At 70.5% G+C, this 22,433-nt stretch carries 18 protein-coding genes; 4 read left to right on the top strand and 14 right to left on the bottom strand.

Annotated elements, in window-relative coordinates:
- Window positions 1-152: 152 nt before the first annotated feature.
- The 5 genes from LGI35_RS24730 to bldG all read right to left on the bottom strand — a co-directional run bounded on the left by LGI35_RS24730 (window position 153) and on the right by bldG (window position 6,491).
- A complete protein-coding gene (locus tag LGI35_RS24730; protein ID WP_227296535.1) occupies window positions 153-1,676 on the bottom strand; it encodes a DUF7059 domain-containing protein in 1,524 nt (507 codons plus the stop codon).
- A 392-nt stretch (window positions 1,677-2,068) separates the two neighbouring features.
- Window positions 2,069-2,659 carry a small secreted protein gene (locus tag LGI35_RS24725; RefSeq protein WP_227296534.1) on the bottom strand — a complete coding sequence of 197 codons (591 nt, stop codon included), beginning with the start codon at window positions 2,657-2,659 and terminating at the stop codon, window positions 2,069-2,071.
- Window positions 2,660-2,877: 218 nt separating this feature from the next.
- Complete coding sequence (locus LGI35_RS24720; protein WP_227296533.1) at window positions 2,878-5,283, bottom strand: sodium-translocating pyrophosphatase; 2,406 nt, start codon at window positions 5,281-5,283, stop codon at window positions 2,878-2,880.
- 331 nt (window positions 5,284-5,614) lie between these two features.
- A complete protein-coding gene (locus LGI35_RS24715; RefSeq protein WP_227296532.1) occupies window positions 5,615-6,052 on the bottom strand; it encodes an ATP-binding protein in 438 nt (145 codons plus the stop codon).
- Window positions 6,053-6,149: 97 nt separating this feature from the next.
- Entirely contained in the window at window positions 6,150-6,491 is a 342-nt protein-coding gene (gene bldG / locus LGI35_RS24710) for an anti-sigma factor antagonist BldG (protein WP_003975386.1), read from the bottom strand.
- 80 nt (window positions 6,492-6,571) lie between these two features.
- Between bldG and LGI35_RS24705 the strand changes: the two genes are divergently transcribed.
- On the top strand, window positions 6,572-9,118 hold the full coding sequence (locus LGI35_RS24705) for a DEAD/DEAH box helicase (RefSeq protein ID WP_227296531.1): 2,547 nt from the start codon (window positions 6,572-6,574) through the stop codon (window positions 9,116-9,118).
- Between the two features lie 58 nt (window positions 9,119-9,176).
- On the opposite strand, the gene LGI35_RS24700 is transcribed toward LGI35_RS24705, so the two are convergent.
- The 7 genes from LGI35_RS24700 to ssd form a co-directional block, all read right to left on the bottom strand.
- Complete coding sequence (locus tag LGI35_RS24700; protein ID WP_227296530.1) at window positions 9,177-9,590, bottom strand: Rv3654c family TadE-like protein; 414 nt, start codon at window positions 9,588-9,590, stop codon at window positions 9,177-9,179.
- A 3-nt stretch (window positions 9,591-9,593) separates the two neighbouring features.
- Complete coding sequence (locus LGI35_RS24695) at window positions 9,594-10,004, bottom strand: TadE family type IV pilus minor pilin (protein WP_390955584.1); 411 nt, start codon at window positions 10,002-10,004, stop codon at window positions 9,594-9,596.
- A 55-nt stretch (window positions 10,005-10,059) separates the two neighbouring features.
- Window positions 10,060-10,263, bottom strand: coding sequence for a DUF4244 domain-containing protein (locus tag LGI35_RS24690; protein ID WP_227300486.1), 204 nt, complete (start codon window positions 10,261-10,263; stop codon window positions 10,060-10,062).
- Window positions 10,264-10,381: 118 nt separating this feature from the next.
- A complete protein-coding gene (locus LGI35_RS24685; protein ID WP_227296528.1) occupies window positions 10,382-11,167 on the bottom strand; it encodes a type II secretion system F family protein in 786 nt (261 codons plus the stop codon).
- Complete coding sequence (locus tag LGI35_RS24680) at window positions 11,164-12,084, bottom strand: type II secretion system F family protein (RefSeq protein ID WP_423835717.1); 921 nt, start codon at window positions 12,082-12,084, stop codon at window positions 11,164-11,166. Before LGI35_RS24680 ends, LGI35_RS24685 begins: the two co-directional genes overlap by 4 nt.
- A gap of 87 nt (window positions 12,085-12,171) precedes the next feature.
- Window positions 12,172-13,317, bottom strand: coding sequence for a TadA family conjugal transfer-associated ATPase (locus LGI35_RS24675; protein ID WP_227300482.1), 1,146 nt, complete (start codon window positions 13,315-13,317; stop codon window positions 12,172-12,174).
- A gap of 169 nt (window positions 13,318-13,486) precedes the next feature.
- Window positions 13,487-14,608, bottom strand: coding sequence for a septum site-determining protein Ssd (gene ssd, locus LGI35_RS24670; protein WP_227296527.1), 1,122 nt, complete (start codon window positions 14,606-14,608; stop codon window positions 13,487-13,489).
- Between the two features lie 594 nt (window positions 14,609-15,202).
- Between ssd and LGI35_RS24665 the strand changes: the two genes are divergently transcribed.
- Window positions 15,203-16,048 carry an HAD family hydrolase gene (locus LGI35_RS24665; RefSeq protein ID WP_227296526.1) on the top strand — a complete coding sequence of 282 codons (846 nt, stop codon included), beginning with the start codon at window positions 15,203-15,205 and terminating at the stop codon, window positions 16,046-16,048.
- A gap of 403 nt (window positions 16,049-16,451) precedes the next feature.
- Here LGI35_RS24665 and LGI35_RS24660 read toward each other — a convergent pair whose 3' ends face one another.
- On the bottom strand, window positions 16,452-17,276 hold the full coding sequence (locus tag LGI35_RS24660) for a Fic family protein (RefSeq protein WP_227296525.1): 825 nt from the start codon (window positions 17,274-17,276) through the stop codon (window positions 16,452-16,454).
- Window positions 17,277-17,377: 101 nt separating this feature from the next.
- On the opposite strand from LGI35_RS24660, the gene LGI35_RS24655 reads away from it, so the two are divergent.
- On the top strand, window positions 17,378-18,358 hold the full coding sequence (locus tag LGI35_RS24655) for an ATP-binding protein (RefSeq protein WP_227296524.1): 981 nt from the start codon (window positions 17,378-17,380) through the stop codon (window positions 18,356-18,358).
- A 28-nt stretch (window positions 18,359-18,386) separates the two neighbouring features.
- Here LGI35_RS24655 and LGI35_RS24650 read toward each other — a convergent pair whose 3' ends face one another.
- The gene (locus tag LGI35_RS24650) at window positions 18,387-19,667 is read right to left on the bottom strand and encodes a polysaccharide deacetylase family protein (RefSeq protein ID WP_227296523.1); all 1,281 of its coding nucleotides are present in this window, start codon (window positions 19,665-19,667) and stop codon (window positions 18,387-18,389) included.
- A gap of 346 nt (window positions 19,668-20,013) precedes the next feature.
- On the opposite strand from LGI35_RS24650, the gene LGI35_RS24645 reads away from it, so the two are divergent.
- A complete protein-coding gene (locus LGI35_RS24645; protein WP_227296522.1) occupies window positions 20,014-22,368 on the top strand; it encodes a bifunctional SulP family inorganic anion transporter/carbonic anhydrase in 2,355 nt (784 codons plus the stop codon).
- Window positions 22,369-22,433: the final 65 nt, after the last annotated feature.

The raw sequence follows: 22,433 nt of genomic DNA, 5'->3' as shown, positions 1-22,433 counted from the left end.
CGGGAGACGACAGGGCGAACCCCGGGTGAACGAGCGCCATGGTGGGCCTTCGGCAACGATGTCACGGGGCGGCGCCGAAGATCTTTTGGCGCCTTTCGGAAGATCTCCCGCGATCTTCCGAAAGAAAAGCGGAATCGCGTCAGCCCCCCGAATCAGACCTGGGCGGGCTCCAGGAACCCCTGCTCGACGAGCATCCTGATCTGCGCGGGCGTGCGGTCCCTCAGCAAGACCGGGTCCTCTCCCACGAGTTGCGCGATGGCGTCGAGGATCCGGCCGGCGCTGAGGGTGCCGTCACAGACGCCCGCGAACCCGGCGCCGACCGTGTCCACCTTCGTGGCCCGGCGCATCCCGCGGTGCTGGCGCAGGACCACGTGCTCCGGGTCCTCGGCCCCCGGCAGGCCGACCTGTTCCTGCACGACCTCGCCCGCGAGCCTGAAGTGGGCGCCGAGCAGGGCGGCGTCGTCATGCGTGCGCAGGTAGTCGAGGCGCTCGAAGTGCGCCCGCACCGTGTCCCCGAGGGGTTGTTCGACGGAGTGCGGCCACTCCTCCACCGTGACGGACGGCTCGACGTCCTCCGGGGCCTTGCGCAGGGTGATCCAGCCGAACCCGACGCCCCGCACCTTGCGCGCCTCGAACTCGTCGAGCCACGCGTCGTAAAGCGCCGCGTACTCCGCCGGGTCCGTGCGGTGATCCCCGGCGTCCCGCAGCCACAACTCGGCGTACTGCGTGATGTCCTGCACCTCACGCTGCACGACCCACGCGTCGCACCCCCGCGGCACCCAAGAACGGAGCCGGTCGGTCCACTCCTCCCCGTCGACGTGCTGCCAGTTGGCGAGAAACTGCGCGTACCCGCCCTCGTTCAGTCGTGCCCCCGCCTCCTGAACGAGCGTGCGGCACAGATCGTCCCCGGCCATCCCGCCGTCGCGGTACGTCAGCCGCGCACCCGGCGAGATGACGAAGGGCGGATTCGACACGATCAGGTCGTACGTCTCGTCGCTCACGGGGTCGAACAGTGAGCCCTCTTGCAGGTCGGCGGGGCCGGTGCCGGAGAGGGCGAGGGTCAGCGCCGTCATGTGGAGGGCGCGCGGGTTGAGGTCGGTGGCGACGACACGCGTGGCGTGCCGGGTGGCGTGCAGGGCCTGGATCCCGGAACCCGTACCGAGGTCGAGCGCGCTCTCCACGGGCGTCCGCACGGTGATCCCGGACAGCGTGGTGGACGCACCGCCGACGCCCAGGACGACGCCCTCGGCGCGGCTGCCGATACCTCCGGCGCCGCCGACGGCGCACCCGAGGTCGGACACGATGAACCAGTCCTCGCCGTCGGGCCCGCCGTACGGCCGTACGTCGACGGACGCGGCGACCTCGTCGTCACCGGCGCGCGTCAGCCATCCGCTCTCCAGGCACTCGTCGACCGGCAGAACGGCCGCCACGCGCGCGTACTCCGCGGGCTGCTGCAGCAGGAAGAGCCGTACGAGCGTCTCCAGCGGGCTGTCCCCGCGGGTCGCCCGCAGGGCGGGGACGGTCTCGCTCCGCGCGAGCGCCGCGTAGGCAGGCGCCCCGAGCAGCTCGAGCAGGCCGTCGGCGGTGAACTCGGCCCCCAACAGGGACTCACGCAGCCGGGCGGCGACATCGTCACGGTCAATGGACGGCAACTTGGACAGACTGGAGCTACTCACGCCCCCATTGTCACCCCGGACCCCCGATGGCCACCCACATACGACGTGTCCCCGGCACCGAGTGAAGACGGCCCGGGGACACGAGGAAATGTCAGCGCTCTGAGCCGGCTAGCCCAACAGAGTCAGCCCCCGGAGTCAGCCCACCGTTGAGCCGACTCGCCCCGGCGCCGGCCCACCGTTGAGCCGACCCACCCTGGAGCCGCCCACCGTAGAAGCCGTGACTACCGGAGCCGGCTCACCCGAAGCCGGCACCTGGAGCCGGCCCCCGAAGCCAGCTCGCCTGAGCCGGCACCCGGAGCGGGCCCTCGGGGGTCGGCTCACCTGAGCCCGCCCCCGGAGCCGGCCCGGGAGTCAGCTCACCTGAGCCAGCTCCCAGGATCGGCTCACCCGCGTCAGCTCTTGGAGGGAGCCGGGGAAGCGGACGCGCTCTTGCAGCTGTCCTGCTTCGCCATCGCCTTGCCGACGTCGCCCTCCTCCAGCTTCTTGAGCGCGTCGCTCCCGCTCTGGCTCAGCTTGTCGAGCTCGCCCGCGATGCCCTTGAGGCCGTCGGCGAACTTCGCCTGGTCCTTCGTGTCGAGCTTGTCGACCTGCTTCTTCAGGTCCGCGTACGAGGCCGAGATCGTGTTGAGCTCCTTGACCGCGTCCTTCTGCTTCTTCTCGCCGCCGTCGACCGGCGGGGCCCCCGCCTTGTCCACGGCGGCACCGATCGCCTTGTAGGCGTCGGACATGTCCTGGAAGGCCTGCGAGTCGGTGCTCTGGACGTCCGCGGGCTTGCTGTTGTCCGAGGTCTCCTTCTGGATCGCGGCGTTGGCGTCCTCGATCTTCTTGGCCTGCGGCTGGACCGAGTCACAGACCGTCTTGGCCCAGGAGTCCAGCTTCTCGTTGCCGTCGTCGCTGCTGCATCCCGACAGCGCAAGCACCAGTACCGCACCGCCGGACAGTGCGGCTGCAAGCTTCTTGTTCACCGGATTGGTCCCTTCCATGGCTCTCGGCCCCGGAACATACACGCCAAGTGGGCGACAATCGCTTGCTGAACGTCCGCTATGAGTTCTTTATCGGGTTTTTGTAGCCATTTGCACCAAGAGAGATAAGCCTCACTGAAGAACCGTCACCTGACACGGGCGGGCGGGCAGCGCGTCAATACGCGCTGCCCGCCCGCCCGTTGAGCTCGCGGCCGTACCTGACCAGGTGTAACCCGGGGTCAGGAAACCACCGCCGGATCCACCTGCTGCTTCGATACGTGGTCGGAGTTGTCGTCGTCGCCGACCGTGATGCCGCGCCGCTTGGAGACGTAGACGGAACCGACGATCACGCCGATCGACAGCACGGCGACGACGATCCGTACGCCCAGGCTCGCGTCCGCCCCGTAGCTGAACTTGACGACCGCGGGCGCGATGAGGAGCGCCACCAGGTTCATCACCTTCAACAGCGGGTTGATCGCGGGACCGGCCGTGTCCTTGAACGGGTCGCCGACCGTGTCACCGATGACGGTCGCGGCGTGGGCCTCGCTGCCCTTGCCGCCGTGGTGCCCGTCCTCGACGAGTTTCTTCGCGTTGTCCCACGCACCACCGGAGTTGGCGAGGAAGACCGCCATCAGCGTTCCGGTGCCGATCGCGCCGGCGAGGAACGAACCGAGGGCACCGACGCCGAGCGTGAAACCGATCGCGATGGGGGCGAGAACGGCGAGCAGACCCGGCGTGGCCAACTCCCGCAACGCGTCCTTCGTGCAGATGTCGACGACGCGCCCGTACTCCGGCTTCTCCGTGTAGTCCATGATCCCGGGGTGTTCGCGGAACTGCCGCCGCACCTCGTAGACCACGGCACCCGCGGACCGCGACACCGCGTTGATCGCGAGTCCGGAGAAGAGGAAGACGACCGCGGCGCCGGCGATCAGGCCCACCAGGTTGTTGGGCTGCGAGATGTCCATCACGAGGTTCATCGGGCCGCCGTCGCCGACCTTCTCGCCGACGTCCTTGGCGGCGGAGACGATCGCGTCACGGTAGGACCCGAAGAGCGCCGAGGCCGCGAGTACGGCCGTGGCGATGGCGATTCCCTTGGTGATGGCCTTGGTCGTGTTGCCCACGGCGTCCAGGTCGGTGAGGACCTGCGCGCCCGAGCCCGTCACGTCGCCGGACATCTCGGCGATGCCCTGCGCGTTGTCGGAGACGGGTCCGAAGGTGTCCATGGCGACGATGACGCCGACGGTGGTGAGCAGACCCGTGCCCGCGAGGGCGACCGCGAACAGCGCCAGCATGATCGACGTGCCGCCGAGCAGGAACGCCCCGTACACGCCGAGACCGATCAACAGGCCGGTGTAGACGGCCGATTCGAGGCCGACGGAGATTCCGGCGAGCACCACGGTGGCGGGTCCGGTGAGCGACGACTTGCCGATGTCGCGGACCGGGCGCCTGCTGGTCTCGGTGAAGTAGCCCGTGAGCTGCTGGATCAGCGCGGCGAGCACGATACCGATGGCCACGGCGACGAGGGCCAGGATCCGCGGATCGCCGTCCTTCACCTTGATCGCCGCGTCGGTGATGCCGTTGAGCTCGGCATACGTCGCCGGCAGATACGTGTAGACCGCTGCCGCCACGAGGGCGAGCGAGATGACCGCGGAGATGAAGAACCCGCGGTTGATCGCGCTCATCCCGCTGCGGTCGGTCCGGCGTGGCGCCACGGCGAAGATTCCGATCATCGCCGTCACTACGCCGATCGCGGGAACGATCAGCGGGAAGGCGAGCCCGGAGTCGCCGAAGGCCGCCTTGCCGAGGATCAGCGCGGCGACCAGCGTGACGGCGTACGACTCGAAGAGGTCGGCGGCCATACCGGCACAGTCGCCGACGTTGTCGCCCACGTTGTCGGCGATGGTCGCGGCATTACGCGGATCATCCTCCGGGATGCCCTTTTCGACCTTGCCGACCAGGTCGGCGCCGACGTCGGCGGCCTTGGTGAAGATGCCGCCTCCGACACGCATGAACATCGCGATGAGCGCCGCGCCGAGGCCAAATCCTTCGAGGACCTTGGGCGCGTCGGCCGCGTAGACCAGCACGACACAGGAGGCGCCGAGCAGACCCAGCCCCACCGTGAACATGCCGACTACGCCACCCGTGCGAAAAGCGATCTTCATGGCCTTGTGCGAGACCGCGGTGAGATCCTTTTCCGGCTCTCCTTCCGCCGGGGTGGCTTCCCTGGCCGCGGCGGCGACGCGCACATTGCTGCGCACCGCGAGCCACATTCCGATGTATCCGGTGGTGGCCGAGAACACCGCGCCGATCAGGAAGAAGATCGAACGCCCGGCTCGCTGATTCCAATCGTCCGCGGGCAGCAGCATGAGCAGGAAGAACACCACGACGGCGAATACCGCGAGGGTGCGTAGCTGCCGCCCGAGATAGGCATTCGCGCCTTCCTGGACCGCTGCCGCGATCTTCTTCATGCTGTCGGTGCCCTCGCCTGCCGCCAGTACCTGGCGTACGAGCACTGCGGCCACCACAAGGGCGGCGAGCGCGACGATCCCGATCACCATGACGATGAGCCGGTTGTCGTCGGTCAGGACCGCGGCCGCGAAGGTTGAGGGGTGGTCAAACGCTTGAGGGGTAGAAAGCCCCGCCATTCGTCCTCCTTGACGCTTGGGCTGAGCTCAAGATGTGGACGGATTGTAGGGAGCGGCGCCTGATCAAAACAGTGCGCGAGAAACGGAATTTGCCATCCGTTACTACCCGGCAAAAGATCGTCCAACACGATGGGCGCACAAGAAGCAGTAATGCCCTGAAAGCATTGAGGCTTGATCCAATTATGATCGACGATCTAGGAAACGCAAAAGGGCCCTGCTCACCGTGGTGACTGCAGGGCCTTGAGTCAGAAACGATCACATGGGGGCACCGCCGGGCTGAGCCACGGGCGGGCGGATCAGAGGGCGTTGCGTGGACGCCGGGGGGACCGCGTCAGGACGGAAGAGTCGCCGGCGTGGTCGGCCAAGTCATCCGAATGAGTCCACCGGACTCGTCCGTGGTGACCTCCACGTCGTCGACGAGGCCACTGATGACGGCGAGGCCCATGTCGTCCTCACCCTCCGCGTCCAGATCGTCCGACCCGCCGGGCGCGTCGGACGACTGATCGCCGGGAACACTCCGCGGAGCCTCGTCCCCGACCTCGATGGAGAACTGCTTCTCCTCTTCGGTGAGAAGTACCCGAACGGGTGCAGCGATACCGCTACTCCGGTGAAGGCCGACCGCACGGCTGCAGGCCTCGCCGACAGCGAGCCTGACCTCGTCGAGCACGGCCTCGTCCACTCCGGCCCTGCGCGCCACCGCGGCCGCCACCAGGCGGGCGGTTCTGACGTGCTCGGGCTGCGCGCTGAATCGGAGTTCGACGGTGGCCATGCATCCCCCTCGGATGTACGGGCGTGCTCGGAAGGGACCGGGCCATCGGCCCGGCCCCCACTTCCGCTCAGCCACCGGCCTGTGGGCCGGTGACCGATCAGTCGGTAGCCGCTACGGCTTCCTCGACCGAGGTGTGGATGGGGAACACCTTGGTCAGGCCGGTGATACGGAAGATCTTGAGAATGCGCTCCTGGTTGCAGACCAGTCGCAGCGAGCCCTCATGGGCCCGCACTCGCTTCAGTCCGCCCACCAGCACGCCGAGCCCGGTGGAGTCGAGGAAATCGACTCCCTCCATGTCGACGACAAGGTGGAAGCTGCCGTCGTTCACCAGCTCGACCAGCTGCTCTCGCAGCTTGGGCGCGGTATATACATCGATTTCGCCACCGACCTCGACGACCGTACGATCGCCGACGGTACGGGTCGACAGGGACAGGTCCACGGATCCTCCAGCACCTTGCTATCGAGCGGTCGTCCCTCGGGACACCTCGGCAGAGCCCCCGGGACGGATCGCCAGCCGCGATGGCATTCAATCACTTACCGGCAGGCGTGCACGACGCCTTAGGAGCATTGTCCGTCACGCCAGTGACACACTCGGTGCCGATGGCCAAGAATCACCGTCGCGGACAACCCGCGCCGGACACCGCTTCCCGCCCCTCTCCAGGGGCGATTCTCGACCGGCTCGCCTCGGGTCCGAGCCGGGCTTCGCGCATCACTCATACGGAGCACTTGCCCCCGCGACCGGGTCGTCATGCCGTGTGGCCCGACCGCATCCGATCCGAGGTCATCGCCGCCGTCCAGTCGGCCGGAATCGAGCACCCCTGGGCCCACCAGGCACTCGCCGCCGAGCACGCGATGGACGGCGAGTCGGTCGTCGTCTCCACCGGAACGGCCTCCGGAAAGTCCCTGGCGTACCTCGTCCCGGTGCTCTCCCGGCTCCTAGACGGCTCCGAGGCACCGAACGGGCGTGGCGCGACCGCGCTCTACCTCGCGCCGACGAAAGCCCTCGCCGCGGACCAGTGCCGATCGGTGAAGGAACTTTCACAACCTCTCGGCACGGCGATCCGCCCCGCGGTCTACGACGGCGACACCCCGGTCGAGGAACGCGAGTGGGTGCGGCAGTACGCCAACTACGTCCTGACCAACCCCGACATGCTGCACCGCGGGATATTGCCCTCACACCCCCGCTGGTCCTCGTTCCTCAAGTCGCTCAAGTACGTCGTCATCGACGAGTGCCACACCTACCGCGGTGTCTTCGGGTCCCACGTCGCCCAGGTACTGCGCCGTCTACGCCGCCTGTGCGCCCGCTACGGCTCGGAACCGGTGTTCCTGCTGGCGTCCGCCACCGCCGCCGACCCGGCCGTCGCTGCGGAGCGTCTGACGGGTCTCCCGGTCCTCGAGATCGCCGACGACGCCTCGCCCCGCGGAGAGCTCGTCTTCGCTCTCTGGGAGCCGCCTCTCACCGATCTCCACGGCGAGAAGGGCGCCCCCGTCCGCCGCACCGCCACCGCCGAGACGGCGGACCTGCTGACCGACCTGACCGTGCAGGGCGTCCACTCCGTGGCTTTCGTGCGTTCCCGGCGCGGCGCCGAGCTGATCTCGGTGATCGCCCAGGAACGCCTCGCCGAGATCGATCGCTCCCTCGCCCGCCGCGTCGCCGCCTACCGCGGCGGCTACCTGCCCGAGGAACGCCGCGCCCTCGAACGCGCCCTGCACTCCGGCGAACTCCTCGGCCTCGCCGCCACCACCGCCCTCGAACTCGGCATCGATGTCTCGGGGTTGGACGCCGTCGTCATCGCCGGCTATCCGGGCACCAGGGCATCGCTGTGGCAGCAGGCAGGCCGCGCGGGACGGTCGGGGCAGGGTGCCCTCGCCGTTCTCGTCGCCCGCGACGACCCACTGGACACCTACCTCGTCCACCACCCCGAAGCCCTCTTCGACCAGCCGGTGGAGTCGACGGTCCTGGACCCCGACAACCCGTACGTCCTCGCCCCCCATCTGTGCGCCGCAGCCGCAGAACTCCCGCTCACCGAAGACGACTTGCCCCTCTTCGGCCCGACGACCGCCGAGCTGCTCCCCCAGCTGGAGGACGCGAAGCTGCTGCGCCGCCGCACCAAGGCCTGGCACTGGACCCGCCGCGAGCGCGCCGCCGATCTGACGGACATCCGAGGCGACGGCGGCAGCCCCGTACAGATCGTCGAGGCGGGCACGGGACGCCTCCTGGGCACCGTGGACGCCGGCTCGGCGCACACGACCGTCCACGACGGCGCGGTCCACCTCCACCAGGGCCGCACATACCTCGTGAAGCACCTGGACCTGGAGGACTCGGTCGCCCTGGTCGAGGAGGCCAACCCGACCTACTCGACCACCGCCCGCGACACCACAGCCATCTCCGTCCTGGAGACGGACGTCGAAGTCCCTTGGGGCGACGGCCGGTTGTGCTACGGCTCCGTCGAAGTCACCAACCAGGTCGTCTCCTTCCTGCGCCGTCGCCTCATCACCGGCGAAGTCCTCGGCGAGACCAAACTCGACCTCCCTCCCCGCACCCTCCGCACCCGCGCCGTGTGGTGGACGGTGACGGAGGACCAACTCGACGCGGCCCGCGTGAACCCGGAGATCCTCGGCGGCGCGCTCCATGCCGCCGAACACGCCTCCATCGGCATGCTGCCGCTGTTCGCCACCTGCGACCGCTGGGACATCGGCGGCGTCTCCGTCCCGCTCCACCCGGACACCCTGCTGCCCACGGTCTTCGTGTACGACGGCCATCCCGGCGGGGCGGGATTCGCGGAGCGCGCCTTCCACACGGCCCGCGAGTGGCTCACGGCCACCCTCGAAGCGATCGCCTCCTGCGAGTGCGAGGCGGGCTGCCCGTCCTGCATCCAGTCCCCCAAGTGCGGCAACGGCAACGACCCTCTCCACAAGCGGGGCGCGGTACGACTACTGAAGGTCCTGCTCAGGGACTCGCCACCGTCAGGGGCGCCGTCGACTGCGGCGATACCCACGGCGCAGGCCTCGCCCGAGGGGCGACCGGCATCGCAGGATCAGGAACCCGGTCAGGACGCCGACTGACCGGCCTTGCGAGACCCTTCACCCTGGATCGAGGTCCTTCACCCAGGATCGAGGCCGTTCACCCGGAATCAGCGTGACCGGCCGGATCAGCCGGACCTGCTGGGTCGGTCGGGACCTCGGGTGGCACCGGCCTCGCAGGCCCCGCCCGAGCCCTGGCCTCCGCCGTCAGCGGCGCCGCGCCGGCCGCCGCGGTGACATCGGAGACCTCTCCGTACACCGCGCACCGCACGAGCCGCGCGTCCTGGGCGGCCGCCACCCTCGCCGCGCGGGCGCAGGCTTCCTCCCGGCCCGCCATCCAGTGATCGGCGGCCGCGAGTGCCGCCAAGTCGGCTGCCCCGCCTGCCCGGTGGCGTACCACGACGGCCTGCCCCATGGTCAGTACGCACCCGAAGACCAGCCCGAGCGCGGCCATCGCCATCACGGCCCACACGGTCGCGGAACCCCGGTCCTCAGACCCCCTCCGCCGATCCATGACTCACCCACCGCCTCCGCCGTCCCGGCCCCCTCGTCCGTCCACCTCAGCCGTCCCCACCGCCTCCTCAGCCGTCCCCACCGCCTCCTCAGCCGTCCCGACCGTCTCCTCAGCCAGCGCCACCGCGTCGGCCCGCAGGTGGACGTTCAGCACTCCCGGCCCGGGCGCGGCGGCCTGGACGGCGACGCGGACCAGGTCTCCCTCCCGGCTCACGGCGACCTTCGCGCCGCGCGGAGCGACCCTCTTCGCCGACTCCACCGCCGCCCCCTGCGGGTCCTGGCGGGCGAGCGCCCTGGCGCCCGCCCTGGCCGCGTCCACGCACTGGATCTGCGCGGACGCGGCCATCAGCGCCCAGACCAGCGCCAGCGTGAAGGTCACGAGCACCGGCAGCACCACGGCCGCCTCCGCCGTCACGAACCCCCGGTCACCAGCGCGCCGCTCAACGGCCCGTCGCCTGCGCGGGCCGGCCCTACCCATGGAGCGCCCTCTCGACGATCCCCTGAAGCGCGGCCTGCACCTGTCCACTGGTCAGCACCTTCAGCAGCAGCCCGGCGAACCCGACCGCCGCGATCAGCCCCATCGCGTACTCCGACGTGACCATCCCCGCGTCCCGCCTCGCCGCACGCCTCCGACGCACCCACATCCCGGCACGCGCCCGCATCACTCCGTACATCCCGACCCCCATGAAATTCATCGACGTTCCTCTGACGTTCCTCACCGGCCGACGCCCACATGACGTCCACCGAACTCGGGCCGGGCCACGCACCGGCCCGGACCGCCCCCGCGGCCTCTCATCGACCTCCCAACAGCCCGCCGGCCACCCCGATCACCACGGGCAGCACTCCGATGGCCACGAACGCGGGCAGGAAGCACAGGCCCACCGGCGCCGTGATCAGCACGGCCGCCCGGCGCGCCACCGCGGCGGTCGCCCGCCCTCGTTCGGCCCGGGCCTCCGCGGCCAGCCGCGCCACCGGTTCCGCGGCCGGGGCGCCCGAATCACCGGCCCGTTCAAGAAGCCCGGCCAGCGCACGTGCCCCCGGTATCGAGGCCAACTGCCGCCACGCAGCTCGCGGTTCACCGCCAAGCCGCACCTGGGCCGCGCCCCGCGCCAGCACCTCCCCGACCGGCCCGCCCAGCGACTCCCCCACAGCCCTCGCCGCCCTCACGGGATCGGCGCCGGCGGCGATGCACGCGGACAGCAGATCAGCGGCCAAAGGCAGTTGCCGACGCGCCTGTGCATGCGCGGCCTCCGAGGACGACGCCACGTCGGCCGCCGCACGGGCCCTTCGCCTCCAACGCCACACCCCGAACGCCGCGACCAGCCCCAGACCCAGCCCGGCCGCCCCGCCCACCAGCACGTATCCAGCACACACCGCCCCCATCGGCGGCCCCCAACGGCCGACGGCACCCCGCACATCCACACCCCTCCCCGCGGGCTTCTCAGCCACGGCCTCCAGCAGGGCGTTCAGCCTCCGCAGCAGCGCCCGTTCCCTGCGCCGTACCGCCACCTCGTGCACGATCCACCCCAACGCCGTCACGACGCACAGCACGAGCCCCAGCCTGTGGACAACGTTCATCGCTCCTCCGCTCCCCGTACGATCCGCAGCGCCCACCACAGCCCCGCTCCCTCCAACACCCCGCCCACCAGCAGGCACCCGAACCCCGCACCGGTGTGCAAAAGCACCCTCAACGGCCGGGCCCCGAGCACACTCCCCAGCAACAGCCCCAGAACGGGAAGCCCCGCGAGCATCACCGCCGTCGACCGCGACCCGGCCAATTGGGCGCGTAGATCCGCCCTTTGGTCCCGCTCGGCCCGCAGGGCGCCCGAAAGACGCTCCAGCCCGGCCGCGAGCCCCGCACCCCGGTCCACCGCCACCCGCCAGCACGCCGCAAGCCCCAACAACCCCTCGGCCCCCGGTTCCCGCGCCGCCTCCCGCAGGGCCCCCGGCACATCCCCACCGAACCTGGCCGCAGCCACCACCGCCCCGTCACCGGCGCCCGAGCCGCCCACGCCCGCCCTCGTCTCCCCCTCCTCACGAACCGCCACGATCAGCGCCTCCCCCGGCTGCCGCCCCGCGCGCACCTCCCCCGCCAACACCCCGCACAGCGAGATCACCGCGTCCGCCCGACGCTCCCGCACCCGTCGCGCCTCCCGGTCCCGCCGCACCCGCGCCGCCAGAGGCACCCCTGCCGCGCCCACCACCAGCGGCACCACGGAAGCCCCTAGCACCGCGAGCACAACCCCTACAACCAGCACCCACCACTCCCACCGCTCCCGCCATCTCGCCCAGCCCTCACGCCACGCCTGCGCGCCCCACGACACACCGCCGCCGATACCCAGCAGCTCCCTCGCCCGCCGCGCCTCACGCCCGTGCCCACCACCGGCGACCCAGGCCGCGGCCCCCACACAGACCAGAGCCGCACAACCACCAGGACCCACCCCAACCCCCACCGCCCCAACTCCAGCCACAACAACCGCCCCCTCCACGGGCATCACCCCTCACCAACCCACGCCCCGTGCCGCCCAATCACCCCGACCGCATCCCCCACACACACCAGCCGCGGCCCCGCCCCAACCCGCCTAACCCCCCTCCGCGAACTCCCCGAGCAACCCCCGCAACCGCCCCCACCCCCGCTCCCGTACGAACTCCCCCTCGCCCCACCGCAGTGCGGGAACCGTGACCACCCAGCCGGCCGCGTCACGTTCCAGAACATGGACCTCGGCGATGCGGCGGCGGCCCCTCCGGTCCCGTACGAGGTGAAGAACCACCGACAGGGCCGCCGCCAACTGACTGTGCAGCGCGCCGCGATCGAGACCGGCCGCCGTCCCCAGGGCCTCGAGGCGGGCGGGCACATCATGGGCGGCGTTCGCGTGGACCGTGCCGCAGCCACCCTCGTGTCCCGTGTTCAGCGCGGCGAGGAGCGCCACCACCTCAGGGCCCCGCACCTCGCCCACCACCAGACGGTCCGGCCGCATGCGCAGCGCCTGACGGACCAGGTCGTCCAGGGCCACCAGCCCTGCCCCTTCCTGGTTGACCGGCCGTGCCTCGAGCCGCACCACATGCGGATGGTCGGGCCGTAGCTCGGCGGAGTCCTCGGCGAGCACCACGCGCTCCCCCGGCCCCACCAGGCCGAGCAACGCGCTCAGCAGCGTCGTCTTCCCGGACCCCGTACCACCGCTGATCAGGAAGGACAGCCGGGCGTCGAGAAGGGCCCGAAGCACCCGGTCCCCGCCGGGCGGCACCGTTCCCGCCGTCACAAGTTCCTCCAGCGTGAAAGCACGTGGCCGCACCACCCGCAGCGACAGACACGCGCAGCCGACGGCGACGGGCGGCAGGACGGCGTGCAGTCGGGTCCCGTCCGGCAACCGGGCGTCGACCCACGGCCTCGCGTCGTCCAGGCGCCGCCCGGCCACCGCCGCGAGCCGCTGCGCGAGCCTGCGCACGGATGACGTGCTCTCGAACGCCACGGCCGTCAGCTCCAGGCCACCGCCCCGGTCCACCCACACCCGGTCGGGTGCGGACACCAGCACGTCGGTCACCGAGGGGTCGGCGAGCAGAGGTTCAAGCGGTCCTGTGCCCACGAGTTCGGAGCGCAACTGGCCGGCCGCGCCCAGTACTTCGGCGTCCCCGAGGAGCTTCCCTTGGGCCCTGAGAGCCTCCGCGACCCGGGCCGGAGTCGCCTCCGCACCGTTCTCCGCGAGCCACTGCCGCACCCCGTCCAACATGCGCGCGCCCACGACCCCACTCACGCGCCGCCCACCGTCATCACCGACCACACCCGTACTCACAGCACACCCCCATCGCCCCACCGCACCCACACCCGCACCCGCACTGGCACCCACGCCCACATGCCGCCCCCTCCCACTCCCACACCCACTCCCACACCCCCCGCTCTCACGCCGCACCCCCCTCAGCCGCCACAACCGGCACGCGCTCCCAGAAGGCCGTGCAGAACCGCGCGAGCGGCCCCCGCGCCGCACCACCCGGCGGCAGCCCACCGCCATCGCCCGTCAACAGCACTCCCTCCGCCGGAAGTTCACCGACGAGCGGAAGCCCGAGAAGTCGTGCGACCTCCTCCGGATCGAGCAGGCCGGCCGCACCCCCGCGCGAAGGCCCCACGACCACGCGCAGGTCACGCAGCACCATCCCCACGCCGGAGGCGACTCGTTTCGCAGCCGCGACGGCCCTCAGCTCCGGCGGCACCACGAGCAGCCCCAGATCCAGCTGGGCCAGCGCCTCGGCCGCCCCTTCGTCGACCCGGCGCGGCAGATCCACCACCACCGCGCCGCCCCGCCGCCGCGCCGCGGCCAGCACCGCCCGTACGGCTTCGGGTGGGACCGCCACCGTGTCTCCCCGGTCCCAGCTCAGCACCCGCAGGGCATGCAGCTCGGGCAGCGACTCCTCCAACGCACCCCCAGCGACCCGCCCCCGCGACTCCGCGAACGCCGGCCACCGCATCCCCTCCGCGGCCTCCCCGCCGAGCAGCACGTCGAGCCCGCCACCGAGCGGATCCGCGTCGACGAGGAGTGTGCGCCGCCCTGTCCTCGCCGACGTCACGGCGAGCGCGCACGCCAGCGTGGACGCCCCGGCACCGCCTCGCCCGCCGATCACCCCGACGGTGAGCGCCGGCCTCCCCACGCCTTCGACCACGTCGGCGATCCGGTCCATCAGCCACTGCTCGCCGTCCGGCAGCATCAGCACATGGTCGGCGCCGATCTCGACGGCCCGCCGCCACACTCCCGAATCGTCTTGGTCACGCCCCACCAGCACGACGCCTCGCCGCCGCGCCACACCCCGTACCCGCTCGACCGCGTCGTCCCCGACGAGCACCAACGGCGCCGATTCCCAGCTCCCTCTGCGCTCCGGCACCCCGTGATGGACCTCGGGCCGGGCGCCGGCCGCGGCGCACAGCCGCAGCAGGTCGTCCAGCAGATCCACGTCCTCGGTCACGATCAGCGGTGTGCGCCGCCGCCCGTCGGCGACCGGCGCCCGGTCGCATGTGATGGCTCCCGCCACGATTTCCGCCCCCTCGCTCGCTGTCCCGCTCGCACCTGCGAGCCGGCCACTCCCCTCGCGCAGCCAGACCCGGCCGACAGCCCTACCGACTGCCCGACCGGCAAACGGAACCGGAAATGAACACCGGTCCCGACTTCGCGAGTGGAATCACCGTGCAGCGATCCCGGAAATCGTGTGGATCTTGGTCAATTACTGTGGACAAGAGAGTGCTTGTGAATATCCCCATCACCCATACCGGTGACATCACTTGTGCCATCTAGGGCGGTCCGTCAACTACCCTCTCCACACCTTCCGCAGAGCAGCCTTTCGACTACACACGGTGACGTCGATCGGGTGCGAGGCGGCGGCCACCGGAAGCGCGGCGCTGGGCGACACAGAGACGGAGAACGCAAAAGTCCGGACCCAAACTGGGTCCGGACATGCGACGACCCCCGCCGGGGGGGAGAGCGGGGGTCGTCCCCACGGTCCGACTCGGGGGGGGAGGAGCCAGACCGGGTTAGCACGGTCGCGAACGATCCGTGACTTCCATGGTGTACCCGAGAGCCTTCTCAGGCAAACCCACGCGCCACAGCTTACGCCGAATGGTGGGCGCCTATGCTCGGCCTCGTGGAAAACCACTCCTTGACCCACTCGATGCCTCGCACTGCCGCGTTCTTTGACCTGGACAAGACGGTCATTGCGAAGTCGAGCACGCTCACCTTCAGCAAGTCGTTCTACCAAGGCGGGCTGATCAACCGCAGGGCGGTACTGCGAACCGCGTACGCGCAGTTCGTGTTCCTCGCCGGCGGCGCCGACCACGACCAGATGGAGCGGATGCGCGCGTACCTCTCGGCACTGTGCCGCGGGTGGAACGTGCAGCAGGTGAAGGAGATCGTCGCCGAGACGCTCCACGACCTGATCGACCCGATCATCTACGACGAGGCCGCGTCGCTCATCGAGGAGCACCACACTGCGGGGCGCGACGTGGTGATCGTCTCCACGTCCGGCGCGGAGGTCGTCGAGCCGATCGGCGAACTCCTCGGCGCGGACCGCGTGGTGGCCACGCGCATGGTGGTGGGCGACGACGGCTGCTTCACGGGTGAGGTGGAGTACTACGCGTACGGGCCGACGAAGGCGGAGGCGATCGAGGAGCTCGCCCGGTCCGAGGGGTACGACCTCGCGCGCTGCTACGCGTACAGCGACTCGGCGACCGATGTACCGATGCTGAATGCGGTCGGCCACCCCTTCGCAGTCAATCCGGACCGGACGCTCCGCCGTGAGGCGCTCGCGCGCGAGTGGCCGATTCTCGACTTCAACCGGCCCGTCCGACTCAAGCAGCGGCTGCCCACTCTGTCCGCACCGTCGCGGCCCACCCTCGTCGCGGCCGCCGCCATCGGCGCCGCGGCGGCCACCGCGGGCCTGGTCTGGTACGCCAGCCGCCGGCGCGCCGCGGCCGGCTGACCGGCCCGTTCGAGCAGGCCCGCCGCACGGCCGCCGAACAGGCCTACCCTCGGCCGACCGTTTCGCCCCTAATTGAACCCAAAAGTAAAGAAGTACGGCCAGGGGTTTCGCTTCCTCCACACCTGGAGTACAAATGAGGCAACGGCCCGCGAGACCAAGGGACATCCGAGAGGATCACCTTTAAACGCAACCAAGGCCCCACGGACCGAGCATGAACGCCAGGCACCCACGCGACGTCGACCCGTCGATTACGGGCCAGCCGCACCAGGCCACGGGCTAAGTTCCCGACCTGATGGGCAATTTTCGAGGACGCTTGGTAACCAGGTGAACATGCCAGCGGCGGTACGAGGACTCGTACCGCCGCAACCCTTTTCAGGGACTTTCCAGGAACCCGTTACGGCGCCTATGCCGCTCCGCGCTGGAGCGCCTCGCACACCGCCGTCGACTCTCTGGCGCCGAATTCCACGGACCGCCCGCAGTGCGCGATCCACGCGGCAACCCCTTCCGGAGTGCCCGACACATAGCCTTCGAGCGCGGCCAGATACTCCGCGCGCCCCTGCTCCGCGTGTCCCACCTCGGCCGGGCAGATCGACTTGGGGTCGAGACCACTGCCCACCAGGACGATGCGCTCGGCCGTGCGCGCGACCAGGCCGTTGTACGACCCGAAGGGCCGCAGCGCGAGCAGTTCGCCGTGCACGACGGCCGCGGTGACCAGGGCCGGGGCCGAACTGCCCGCAATGATCAAGCCGGAGAGCCCTTCGAGCCGGCCCGCCACTTCCTGCGCGTCCGGCAGCGGCAGCTCGACCAGCGGCTCGTCGACCGGCTCGTCTCCCTGACGGGGGCGCCCCACCGTGTCGCCGTTGTCGGCCGCAGCCACGAGGTGCAGACGCGCGAGCACCCGCAGCGGGGACTGCCGCCAGATCGACAGGAGCTGGCCCGCCTCCGCCGTCAGCCGGAGGGCAGCGCCGACGGTGCGCGCCTCCTCGTCCCCGCCCGCGCCGCTGAAGTCGGAGCGCCTGCGCACCTCTTCGAGCGGCCAGTCGGCGCCGGACAGCGCCGCGCTGCCCCGCGCGCCGCGCAGCGCGGCCTCGGAGGTGACCGCAGTGCTGCGACGCCGCATGACCCGGTGGCCGTAGACCCGGTCCACGGCCTTGCGCACGGAATCCACGGAGTCGGAGACGCCCGGAAGGGCCCCGAGGGCGGCAAGGGGGTCGGCTGTCGTACTCATGGGTACGACCCTACGCAGTTCAGGGCCCCGCCCCACGAAGGAGTGGTCTTCTTCACGCTGCGCGGACACGAACAGCGACGACCCCACTACCCTTGGTGAACATGAAGATCGCTTTCGTGGGGACGGGCGGCAGCGGGAAGACCACGCTGTCCTCGCTCTTCATCCGTCACCTCGCCGCCATGGGCGCCCCGGTCATCGCGGTGGACGCCGACATCAACCAGCACCTGGGGCCCGCGCTCGGTCTCGACGACGACCAAGCGGCCGAACTGCCCGCCATGGGCGCACGCCTCCCCCTCATCAAGGACTACCTGCGCGGCTCGAATCCACGGATCGCCTCCGCGGACACGATGATCAAGACGACCCCGCCCGGCGAGGGCTCGCGCCTTCTGCGGGTACGCGAGAACAACCCGGTGTACGACGCGTGTGCCCGACCCGTGGAACTCGACGGCGGGGCCGCGCGTTTGATGGTCACGGGCCCCTTCACCGAAGCCGACCTCGGTGTCTCCTGCTACCACTCCAAGACCGGAGCGGTGGAGCTGTGTCTGAACCACCTCGTCGACGGCCGCGACGAGTACGTGGTGGTCGACATGACCGCGGGTTCGGACTCCTTCGCCTCCGGCATGTTCACCCGCTTCGACATGACGTTCCTCGTCGCCGAGCCGACGCGTAAGGGGGTCTCGGTCTACCGCCAGTACAAGGAGTACGCACGGGACTTCGGCATCACGCTGAAGGTCGTGGGGAACAAGGTGCAGGGCCAGGACGACCTCGACTTCCTCCGCGCACAGGTGGGGGACGACCTGCTCGTCACCGTCGGGCACTCCGACTGGGTACGCGCCATGGAGAAGGGCCGCCCGCCCCGGTTCGACCTCCTTGAGGAGCCCAACGCGGCCGCCCTGCGCACGCTCAGGTCCGCCGTGGACGCCGCCTACGCGGGCCGTGACTGGGAGCGCTACACACGCCAGATGGTCCACTTCCACCTGAAGAACGCTCAGAGTTGGGGCAACGCGAAGACGGGCGCCGACCTGGCGGCACAGGTCGACCCCGCCTTCGTCCTCCAGGAGAGTGTGGCCGCCACCGCCTGACCGGCGGGGCCACCCCCGACCGGCTCGGCTACCGCTTGACCGCCGGCGCTCCCGGTACCCCCCTGGGTGCCGGGGCGGGGCGGGTCGACATGAAGGAGGCCCAGCCCTGCGCGGGGGCCTGTCCGACGCCCAGTGTGGTGAGCCGTTTCAGGGTCCGCGGATCCTGGGCGTCCAGCCAGTCGGCGAGCTGGCGGAAGGAGACGCAGCGCACCTCGGGCTTGTTGCACACGGCGTGGATGGTCTCGTCGACGGCGCGCATGTAGTTGCCGCCGTTCCAGGACTCGAAGTGGTTGCCGATGACCAGCGGCGCGCGGTTGCCCTTGTAGGCGCGGTCGAAGCCCCGCAGGAGGCTGTCGCGCATCTCGTCACCCCAGAACTTCTGCTTGCCGGCGTCGCCCTGGGTCGCGGTGCCCGACTGGTTGATCATGAAGTTGTAGTCCATGGTGAGCTGCTCGTCCTTGTGCCCGGGGAAGGGCACGAGCTGCATCGACAGATCCCACAGGCCGTCGTTCTTGTTGGGCCAGATCTGGTCGTTGATACCGCTGGTGTCGTAGCGGAAACCGAGGTCGTGGGCCGCTCGCCGGAAGTTCTTCTGACCCTCCAGGCACGGGGTGCGGGCGCCGATGAGCTCCTTGTCGTAGTCGAAGGGGAGCGGGGCGGCGTTCTTCATGCCCGCGTTCGTCCTCCAGGACTTCACGAACGACTTGGCCTGGCCGATCTCGCTCTTCCACTCGGCCACCGACCACTCGCCGACGCCGCCGTCCTTGCCGCAGAAGTGGCCGTTGAAGTGCGTTCCGATCTCGTTGCCCTCGAGCCAGGCGCCGCGGAGCTGGTCCAGCGTGTCCTTGATTCCCCGCTCGTCATTGAAGCCGATGTCCGAGCTGCCCGGTGAGTGCTGCGGCGGCCGGTAGAGGTCGCGCTTCTCCTCCGGGAGGAGGTACACGCCGCTGAGGAAGTACGTCATCGTCGCGTTGTTCTGCTTGGCGACCTCGCGGAAGTGCGAGAACAGCTTCTTACTGTCCTCCCCCGCACCGTCCCAGGAGAACACCACGAACTGCGGCGGCTTCTGGCCGGCCTTCAAGCGCTCGGGCCTGGGCAGATGCGGCTGACCTCCGGTGAACGCCGTCGAGCCGTCCCCGATCAGCCGCATCACGATTCCCGGCGCGGGGGCGGGGGCCGCCTCGTTCGGACCGGCAGCGCCCTTGTGGGGTCCGGTCTCCTGGTGGTCACCGATCCCGCAACCGGACAGGGCTGCGGCACACGCCACGACGGCGGTGAGGCTCGCGGCGAGCTTCTTGGTGGCGGCCATGTCCGCCCACCTTCTTCCTTGGTCTCTTCGGCTTGGCTCTCTTCGCGCGAGGGCAGGCGCAATGCGGTGAAATGCCGCATTTACCGACGCCGCCGCCAACGTCACACGCGACCCGAGGAAGAATTAATACGACAAGCCGAAGAAAGGCCTCATTCACCCATCAGGGTGAACCAATGCCCCATTTGCTCCGAAAATACGTCCACAACCTTTACTCTGCATTACGATCCATTTACCGAGCGTTGATTCATCCCGCCGCTGCACGCCGTGATCCACGGCCGCGACCCTGCCCCGCCACAGACGGGGCCCCTCGTTCCGCGACCGCGCTGCCCCGGAGGAGACGGGAAACATGTCAGCCTGCGTCCCCACACGCCCCGCCGATCCGACTCGGACCGACGAAACCAGCCGCACCCATCCACCCCACAGCCCGCCGCCGAAGCCGCCGCGCCGCTTCCGCGTCTCGGGCGCCGACCTGTCCGCGTCCGGGGCGGTCTTCCTGATCGCCCTGCCCCTGTCCCTCGGAATCGCCCTGGCCACCGGGGCCCCGCTCCAGGCGGGACTCGTCGCCGCCGCAGTCGGCGGACTCGTGGCCGGCCGCCTCGGCGGCTCACCCCTCCAGGTCAGCGGCCCCGCCGCCGGCCTCACCGTCGTCACCGCCGACCTCATCCACCGTTACGGCTGGCGGACGACCTGCGCGATCACCGTCATCGCCGGAATCGCCCAACTCGGCCTCGGCTGCCTGCGCGTGGCCCGCACCGCGCTCGCCGTGTCCCCCGCCGTCGTCCACGGCATGCTCGCCGGAATCGGCGTCACCATCGCGGTCGCACAGGTGCACATCGTGCTCGGCGGCACCCCCCAGAGCGCCGTTCTCGACAATCTCCGTGCGCTGCCCGCCCAGTTGACCCACGCGGACCTGGCCGCGCTGCTCCTGAGCATGCTGACGCTCGCGGTCCTGTTCGCCTGGCCCCGGATCCCCGGACGCGCCGGGCAGGCACTGCGGAGAATGCCCGCGGCGCTCGTCGCCGTCGCCTGCGCCACCGCGACCGCCGCGTTCGCCGGGATCACCGTGACCAAGGTCGACCTGCCGTCCTGGAGCAGCCACGCCCTGGCCGGCCTGCCCGAAGGGCCCGTGATGGGCCTCGCGGCGGCCGTCCTGACCGTGACGCTCGTGTGCAGCGTGCAGTCGCTGCTCGGCGCCGTCGCCGTGGACAAGCTCGCGTCCTCGAAGCCCGCCCTGCGGCCGGAGGCACGCCGCTCCGACCTCGACCGGGAACTGCTCGGCCAGGGAGCGGCCAACATCGTCTCCGGCACCCTCGGCGGACTCCCCGTCGCCGGGGTCGCCGTCCGCAGCGCCGCGAATGTGAACGCGGGCGGTGAGAGCCGGAACTCCTCGATGCTGCACGGCGTTTGGGTAGTAGTGGCCGCTCTGCTCATGGTCCCGGTGCTTGAGCTGATCCCCCTCGCCTCACTCGCCGCCCTGGTGATGGCCGTCGGTATCCAGATGGTGTCCCTGCACCACATCCGGACGGTCACCCGCCACCGCGAGGTCCTCGTCTACGCAGTGACGACGCTCGGCGTGGTCGTCCTCGGCGTACTCGAGGGCGTGGCCCTCGGCATCGCGGTCGCCGTCGGGGTCGCGCTGCACCGGCTCACCCGCACCCGGATCACCCACACCGTGGACGGAACAGACGCGGCGGGCGGCGGAACCCATCACGTACGGGTGCGCGGACAGCTGACGTTCCTCGCCGTGCCCCGCCTCAGTCGCGTACTGCACCAGGTACCCCAAGGAGTTGACTGCGTCGTGGAGTTGGACGGGTCCTTCATGGACCACGCTGCGTTCGAGTCCTTGCAGGACTGGCAGAAGTCGCATGTCGCTCAGGGCGGCAAGGTCGAGGTGACCGGGCGGGCGGGTACCCGTATCGCCGAGCCCGCGTCGACGTCGAACTCCTGCTGCCGGCCCTGGACCCCCTGGCGCAACCACCACTGCGACCGCCCGCAGGCCGAGACCACCGAGCCCCCGGCAGGTGGTGGCGGATATCAACTGGCCAGCGGGATCAGCGCGTTCCAGCGGAACACGGCGCCGCATGTGCGGGACGAGCTGGCCCGGCTCGCCCGTGAGGGGCAGCGTCCCACCCAGCTGTTCCTGACCTGCGCCGACTCCCGGCTCGTGACGTCGATGATCACCTCAAGCGGCCCCGGCGACCTCTTCGTCGTCAGGAACGTGGGGAATCTGGTACCACTGCCGGGCGCCGAGAGCGGTGACGACTCGGTCGCCGCGGCCATCGAGTACGCCGTCGACGTACTGAAGGTCCAGTCGATCACCGTGTGCGGGCACTCCGGCTGCGGCGCGATGCAGGCGCTGCTCAACAGTCCGCCCGAGGGCGGCGCGCAGACGCCCCTGAAGCGGTGGCTGCGGCACGGCCTGCCGAGCCTCGCCCGCATGGCGGTCACGAACCAGCCGTGGGCGCGGCTCGCCGGGCGCGCCCCCGCCGACGCGGTCGAGCAGCTCTGCCTGACCAATGTCGTCCAGCAGTTGGAGCATCTGCGGGCCCACGAGTCGGTGGCCCGCCGCCTCAAGGAGGGCACGCTCGAGCTCCACGGGATGTACTTCCACGTGGGCGAGGCGCAGGCCTATCTGCTCACCGAGCAGCCCGACGAGGTGTTCGACCAGGTGGAGCCGGAGGGCGAACTGCGCCCTGCGTGAACCTGTCCGTGAGAGCGTGCGTGCCGGTGGGTGAGGTCATCGGCACGCACGCGTGGAGCCCAACA

The sequence above is a fragment of the Streptomyces longhuiensis genome, assembly GCF_020616555.1.
GTDB classification, from domain to species: Bacteria; Actinomycetota; Actinomycetes; order Streptomycetales; family Streptomycetaceae; genus Streptomyces; species Streptomyces longhuiensis.
The sequence above is the reverse complement of the archived record's forward strand: the minus strand, read 5'-3'. Positions and strand labels throughout refer to the sequence as shown.

What these genes read in the sequence shown, in the direction of transcription:
- LGI35_RS24715 (WP_227296532.1), bottom strand. Translation starts at nt 6,052, where the DNA reads ATGGCCACCGTCGAACTCCGATTCAGCGCGCAGCCCGAGCACGTCAGA.
- LGI35_RS24645 (WP_227296522.1), top strand. Translation starts at nt 20,014, where the DNA reads ATGTCAGCCTGCGTCCCCACACGCCCCGCCGATCCGACTCGGACCGAC.
- LGI35_RS24660 (WP_227296525.1), bottom strand. Translation starts at nt 17,276, where the DNA reads ATGAGTACGACAGCCGACCCCCTTGCCGCCCTCGGGGCCCTTCCGGGC.
- LGI35_RS24725 (WP_227296534.1), bottom strand. Translation starts at nt 2,659, where the DNA reads ATGGAAGGGACCAATCCGGTGAACAAGAAGCTTGCAGCCGCACTGTCC.
- LGI35_RS24700 (WP_227296530.1), bottom strand. Translation starts at nt 9,590, where the DNA reads ATGGATCGGCGGAGGGGGTCTGAGGACCGGGGTTCCGCGACCGTGTGG.
- LGI35_RS24665 (WP_227296526.1), top strand. Translation starts at nt 15,203, where the DNA reads ATGCTCGGCCTCGTGGAAAACCACTCCTTGACCCACTCGATGCCTCGC.
- LGI35_RS24655 (WP_227296524.1), top strand. Translation starts at nt 17,378, where the DNA reads ATGAAGATCGCTTTCGTGGGGACGGGCGGCAGCGGGAAGACCACGCTG.
- LGI35_RS24690 (WP_227300486.1), bottom strand. Translation starts at nt 10,263, where the DNA reads ATGTACGGAGTGATGCGGGCGCGTGCCGGGATGTGGGTGCGTCGGAGG.
- LGI35_RS24705 (WP_227296531.1), top strand. Translation starts at nt 6,572, where the DNA reads ATGGCATTCAATCACTTACCGGCAGGCGTGCACGACGCCTTAGGAGCA.
- LGI35_RS24650 (WP_227296523.1), bottom strand. Translation starts at nt 19,667, where the DNA reads ATGGCCGCCACCAAGAAGCTCGCCGCGAGCCTCACCGCCGTCGTGGCG.
- LGI35_RS24675 (WP_227300482.1), bottom strand. Translation starts at nt 13,317, where the DNA reads ATGTTGGACGGGGTGCGGCAGTGGCTCGCGGAGAACGGTGCGGAGGCG.
- LGI35_RS24680 (WP_423835717.1), bottom strand. Translation starts at nt 12,084, where the DNA reads ATGCCCGTGGAGGGGGCGGTTGTTGTGGCTGGAGTTGGGGCGGTGGGG.
- LGI35_RS24720 (WP_227296533.1), bottom strand. Translation starts at nt 5,283, where the DNA reads ATGGCGGGGCTTTCTACCCCTCAAGCGTTTGACCACCCCTCAACCTTC.
- LGI35_RS24685 (WP_227296528.1), bottom strand. Translation starts at nt 11,167, where the DNA reads ATGAACGTTGTCCACAGGCTGGGGCTCGTGCTGTGCGTCGTGACGGCG.